Below are 5,239 nucleotides of genomic sequence, written 5' to 3' on the forward strand. Positions count from 1 at the left end.
AATTCTTCGCCGCCGAAACGGCACACCATATCGCTGCCTTCTCGAAAACCGTTCATCAACTGCGCGGTTTTCTTCAAAACGTCGTCGCCGGCGTCATGGCCGTAGTTATCGTTGAAGGTTTTAAAATGATCGATGTCTATCATCGCCACGGCCAGCATTTTGCCGTAGCGGCTCATCCGCAACAATTCCCGGTCCAATACTTCTTCCAGAAACCGCCGATTAAACAAACCGGTGAGCGGGTCGCGTATCGATAACTCGTGCAATTCCTCGCGCAAGCTCAAATTGGCCAAGGCCAGCCGGGCGCTATCGGCGGCCGCTTCGGCTATCGATAACTCGCGTTGAATATCTTCCGGGTTGTCACTGGTAAACCGGCGTTCGATATAAATCAAACCCAGGGCCCGCGAATGCGCTAAGAGCGGAATGCACAGATAAGGGCTGGCCCCCGGTTTTACATGGCTACAGACCGGATTAATGGTTTGGCCGACGCGCGCCATATGAATGCAACCACGCCGCATGCCCCAGCATTCGTCCGGGGTAAACACTGATTCCAGCTCGCTTTCCCCGCTACCCCAAGCATCCACCAACACCAGCGAGTTACCTGCGGCATCCAGCATATAAAGTCCGCCGACGGAACCGGCAAACAAGCGTACCAATGCCGCTTTGATAATCGGATAGGCCTCCTCCATTTTTTGGCAGCTCTGCAACAAATCGGTCATCTCGCGGATTAATTGCATATGCAAAATCGCGGATTCCAATTCGTTTTGGGCTTTTTTTAATGCGGTAACGTCCCTCGCGGCGGCAAAAATCCCGGCGACGTCGCCTTTCTCATCCCGATAAACCGAGGCGTTGTACATCACTTCGGTGATCTGGCCCGAGGCGTGGCAGATAGCCAGCGGGTAATCCGTGACTTTGCCTTGCGAAAATGCCAATCGATAACCATCCCGGGCTTTTTGCGGATCGGTAAAATAATTGGAAAAATCGCTGCCGATCAGTTGTTGGCGCGGCACACCGGTGACTTTTTCAGTAGCACTATTTACATCCATGATTTTGCCGTCGGCGCTGATGGTGACCAGTGGATCGAGACTGGCTTCGATCAGACTGCGGGCATAGGAGGTTTTAACGTTTTTCATGCACGCTACTCAATTGCGTTGGAAGTTCATGAGTAACGGTAGCGCTTATTTAAACGCTTCGCCCCATTGCCCCAGATAAAATCGCTGCTCCAGAGCCGCACGGCTGCGTTCCGCCTGCTCGCCGGCTTGAAAATCTTCGGCCAAGGTATTCGCCTCGGCTTGATAGCCCAATGCCAACATCGCCATCGGCGTACAGTCGTCCGGTAAATTCAGCACTTGCCGGGCTTTATCGGCATCGAAACCGCCCATTTGATGGGTAATTAAGCCTAAGGCGTTGGCTTGTAAACACAAGCTCAAGGAGGCAGCGCCGGTATCGTAAGCTGCAAAACGGTTGGCTTTGCCGTTATGATTGAAATTTTGCATCGCCACCGTCAGGATCAACACCGGGGCATTTTTTGCCCAGAGCTGATTTTTTTCGGCAATCACCGACAGCGCGTTTTGCCAGGCGGCGAGATTGCTTGTTTTGTCGCAAACCACAAAGCGCCAAGGTTGATCGTTAAAACAGGACGGCGCCCAACGCGCGGCTTCCAGCACGGCGGTCAAATCCTGGAGGCTGACCGCTTTATCCGGATCGAAAGCGCGCGGGCTCCAGCGGCTGGCGATCAATTCGTGAATCTCTACCTGGGTGGTGGCGCGTTTATGTTGCATGGCTGAGCCCCTAGTGTGTGCTTAAGTAATTTTTAGCGCGTGCCGAAGCGGCCCATTGCCAGCTGTGTGCCACGCATAAACCCGCCGGTAAATGTCGTAAATCAGCAAACCGGATACGCTAACGGATGGTAACTCGCCGACGCCGTCCCGTCCATTTTTAGCACGGATAGTCACCAAGCACCGAGTATGCTTTATAGCACTTGGCAGTTGGTGCTAAAATCGCGCGTTTAATATCATCCTTAGAATCATACGGCTAATCGGCGCAACCGTTATTTCAGCGGCCTAAGTCCGCAACCCAGCCGCTGAAATGCAACGCAGACAACATCATGACCATGGATTACAAACAAACCCTGAACCTCCCCAAGACCGAGTTTGCGATGAAAGCCAATCTGGCGCAACGCGAACCGGAGATGCTGAAAAAATGGAACGAAAACCAGCTCTATCAAAAAATTCGCGAGGTCTGCGCCGGCCGGCCTAAATTTGTGTTGCACGACGGCCCCCCCTATGCCAACGGCGCAATTCACATCGGCCACGCGGTGAATAAGGTGTTGAAGGACATCATCGTCAAATCCAAAACCCTCAGCGGTTTCGATGCGCCTTACGTGCCGGGCTGGGATTGCCACGGTTTGCCTATCGAATTGATGGTGGAAAAATCGGTTGGCAAGGCCGGGGTTAAAGTCACGCCTGCCGAGTTTCGCAAGGAATGCCGGGCTTACGCCAAAAAACAGGTCAATATTCAAAAAGAAGAATTCATCCGCTTGGGCGTATTGGGCGATTGGGACAATCCTTACTTAACCATGGATTTTGCCTTCGAGGCCGACATCGTCCGCGCCTTGGGCAAAATCGCCGCCAACGGCCATCTGAGCAAAGGCGCCAAGCCGGTACATTGGTGTACCGATTGCGGCTCGGCGCTCGCCGAGGCGGAAGTGGAATACGAAGACAAACACTCCCCAGCGATTGACGTGCGTTTCACCGTGGTAGACGAGCATGCCTTCATGGCCAAGTGCCACCATGCCGGCGACCGCGAAGGCAAAGGCCCGCTGTCGGTGGTGATCTGGACCACCACGCCTTGGACGCTGCCAGCCAATCAGGCCGTGGCGCTGAACCCGGACTTGGAATACGCCGTGGTGCAATGCGACATCGACGGCCAAACCGAACGCTTGGTCATCGCCGAAGCATTGTTGAAAGACGCCGTTTTACGTTACGGCATCGGCGAACATCACATCGTCGGTTACTGCAAAGGCGCGGCGCTGGAAAACCAGTTATTGCAACATCCGTTTTACGACCGGCAAGTGCCGATCATTCTGGGCGACCACGTCACTACCGATGCCGGTACCGGCGCGGTGCATACCGCACCCGGCCACGGCCAGGAAGACTATGTGGTAGGCATGAAATACGGCCTGCCGGTGGACAACCCGGTCGGCAGCAACGGCGTATTTTTGCCCAGTACCGAATTATTCGCCGGCCTGCATGTGTTTACCGCCAACGAAAAGGTGCTGGAAGTCTTGCGCGAGCGCGGCAAATTGCTGCATCACCACGCCTTGCTGCACAGCTACCCGCATTGCTGGCGACACAAAACCCCGATCATCTTCCGCGCCACCCCGCAATGGTTTATCTCCATGGAGAAAAACGGCCTGCGCGACACCGCCTTGAATGAAGTAAAGCGGGTGGACTGGATCCCCGATTGGGGCCAAGCCCGTATCGAAGCCATGCTGAATAACCGTCCGGACTGGTGTATTTCCCGGCAACGTACCTGGGGCGTACCCATCGCCTTTTTCGTGCATAAAGAAACCGGCGAACTGCATCCGCGTACCGGCGAGTTAATCGAACAAGTCGCCAAACGCATCGAACAACAAGGCATAGACGCCTGGTTTAAGCTGGACGCAGCGGAAATGATCGGTGCCGATGCCGAGCATTACCAAAAGATGACCGATACCCTGGACGTCTGGTTTGATTCTGGCGTCACCCACGCGGCGGTTTTGGAGCGGCGTGAGCAACTGCGCTTCCCGGCCGACCTGTATCTGGAAGGCTCCGATCAACATCGCGGCTGGTTCCAATCGTCGTTGCTGGCATCGGTCGCCATGAACGACGTCGCTCCTTACAAGCAAGTCTTGACCCACGGCTTTACCGTCGATGCCGAGGGCAAGAAAATGTCCAAATCCAAGGGCAACGTGGTGCTGCCGCAAACCGTGATGAAATCGCTAGGCGCGGACGTGTTGCGTTTGTGGGTGGCCGGCACCGATTATCGCGGCGAGATGTCGGTATCCGAGGAAATATTGAAACGCACCTCCGACGGCTACCGCCGCTTGCGCAACACCGCGCGCTTCCTGCTCTCCAATCTGGACGGCTTCGATCCGGCCCAACATCTGGTGGCCAAGGACGATTTGCTGGCACTGGACCGTTGGGCGGTCGATAAAGCTTGGCAGTTGCAAGAAGAAATCAAAGCCGCTTACAACGCCTATCAATTCCAAAGCATTTACCAAAAAGTACTGACCTTCTGCAGCATCGATTTGGGCGGCTTTTATCTGGACATCATCAAGGATCGCCAATACACCGCCAAGGAAGATTGTCTGGCCCGGCGTTCCGCGCAAACCGCGATGTACCATGTCATCGAAGCGCTGACCCGCTGGCTGGCGCCTATCACCAGCTACACCGCCGATGAATTATGGCAATTTATTCCGGGCAAGCGCGGCGAATCGGTGTTTCTGGAAACCTGGTACGAAGGCTTGTTCCCACTGGACGCCAACGCGACGATCAGCCGTGATACCTGGGATAAGGTGATGGCGGTGCGCACCGTGGTTTCCAAAGAACTGGAGCAACTACGCGGCAAGGGCGCTATCGGTGCCTCCCTGAATGCGGAAGTGGAATTGTATTGCGACGAAGCTTACGCCGCCGAATTGAACAAACTGGCCAGCGAACTGCATTTTGTATTCATCACCTCCAACGCCGGCGTCGCTGGCATGCAATTCTGCCCGGACGATGCGGTAGCGACCGAACTGGATGGCGTGAAACTGAAAGTGACGGTGTCCGAGCATGCCAAATGCGTGCGCTGCTGGCACCAACGCTACGACATCGGCGAAAATCCGGAGCATCCGGAATTGTGCGGCCGCTGCGTGGAAAATGTCGCCGGCAATGGCGAGACCCGTCGTTATGCTTAAGTGGCTGTGGATTTCCGCCGTGACGCTGGTGCTGGATCAGGCCAGCAAACTGGCGGTGGATGGTTCGATGCAGCTATTTGAGTCGATCCCATTGCTTCCGTATTTCAACCTCACCTACGTGCATAACACCGGCGCAGCCTTCAGCCTCCTGGCCCAGGCCGGCGGCTGGCAACGCTGGTTGTTTGCCGGTTTGGCGGTGGTGATGAGCAGCATCATTGCGGTATGGCTGTATCGTTTACAAAAGCACGAGACCTTGATGGCGGTGGCATTGTCCCTGGTCTTGGGCGGCGCAGTCGGCAATCT

At 55.4% G+C, this 5,239-nt stretch carries 4 protein-coding genes; 2 read left to right on the forward strand and 2 right to left on the reverse strand.

Annotation, left to right across the window (positions count from 1 at the left end; all coding sequences use genetic code 11):
• Together A1332_RS01370 and A1332_RS01375 are read right to left on the reverse strand one after the other, a co-directional pair.
• On the reverse strand, positions 1–1,130 hold a 1,130-nt coding region (locus A1332_RS01370; RefSeq protein ID WP_157203914.1), incomplete at its 3' end, for a diguanylate cyclase.
• Positions 1,131–1,175: 45 nt separating this feature from the next.
• On the reverse strand, positions 1,176–1,778 hold the full coding sequence (locus A1332_RS01375) for a nitroreductase family protein (RefSeq protein WP_064006789.1): 603 nt from the start codon (positions 1,776–1,778) through the stop codon (positions 1,176–1,178).
• Between the two features lie 326 nt (positions 1,779–2,104).
• On the opposite strand from A1332_RS01375, the gene ileS reads away from it, so the two are divergent.
• Positions 2,105–4,936: an isoleucine--tRNA ligase gene (gene ileS, locus A1332_RS01380; protein WP_064006790.1), complete on the forward strand. Its 2,832-nt coding sequence runs from the start codon at positions 2,105–2,107 to the stop codon at positions 4,934–4,936.
• A partial coding sequence (lspA, locus tag A1332_RS01385; RefSeq protein ID WP_064006791.1) for a signal peptidase II occupies positions 4,929–5,239 on the forward strand: 311 nt, incomplete at its 3' end. The genes ileS and lspA, both read left to right, overlap by 8 nt.

Origin of the sequence: Methylomonas methanica, assembly GCF_001644035.1 — a bacterium.
GTDB lineage: Bacteria > Pseudomonadota > Gammaproteobacteria > Methylococcales > Methylomonadaceae > Methylomonas > Methylomonas methanica_A.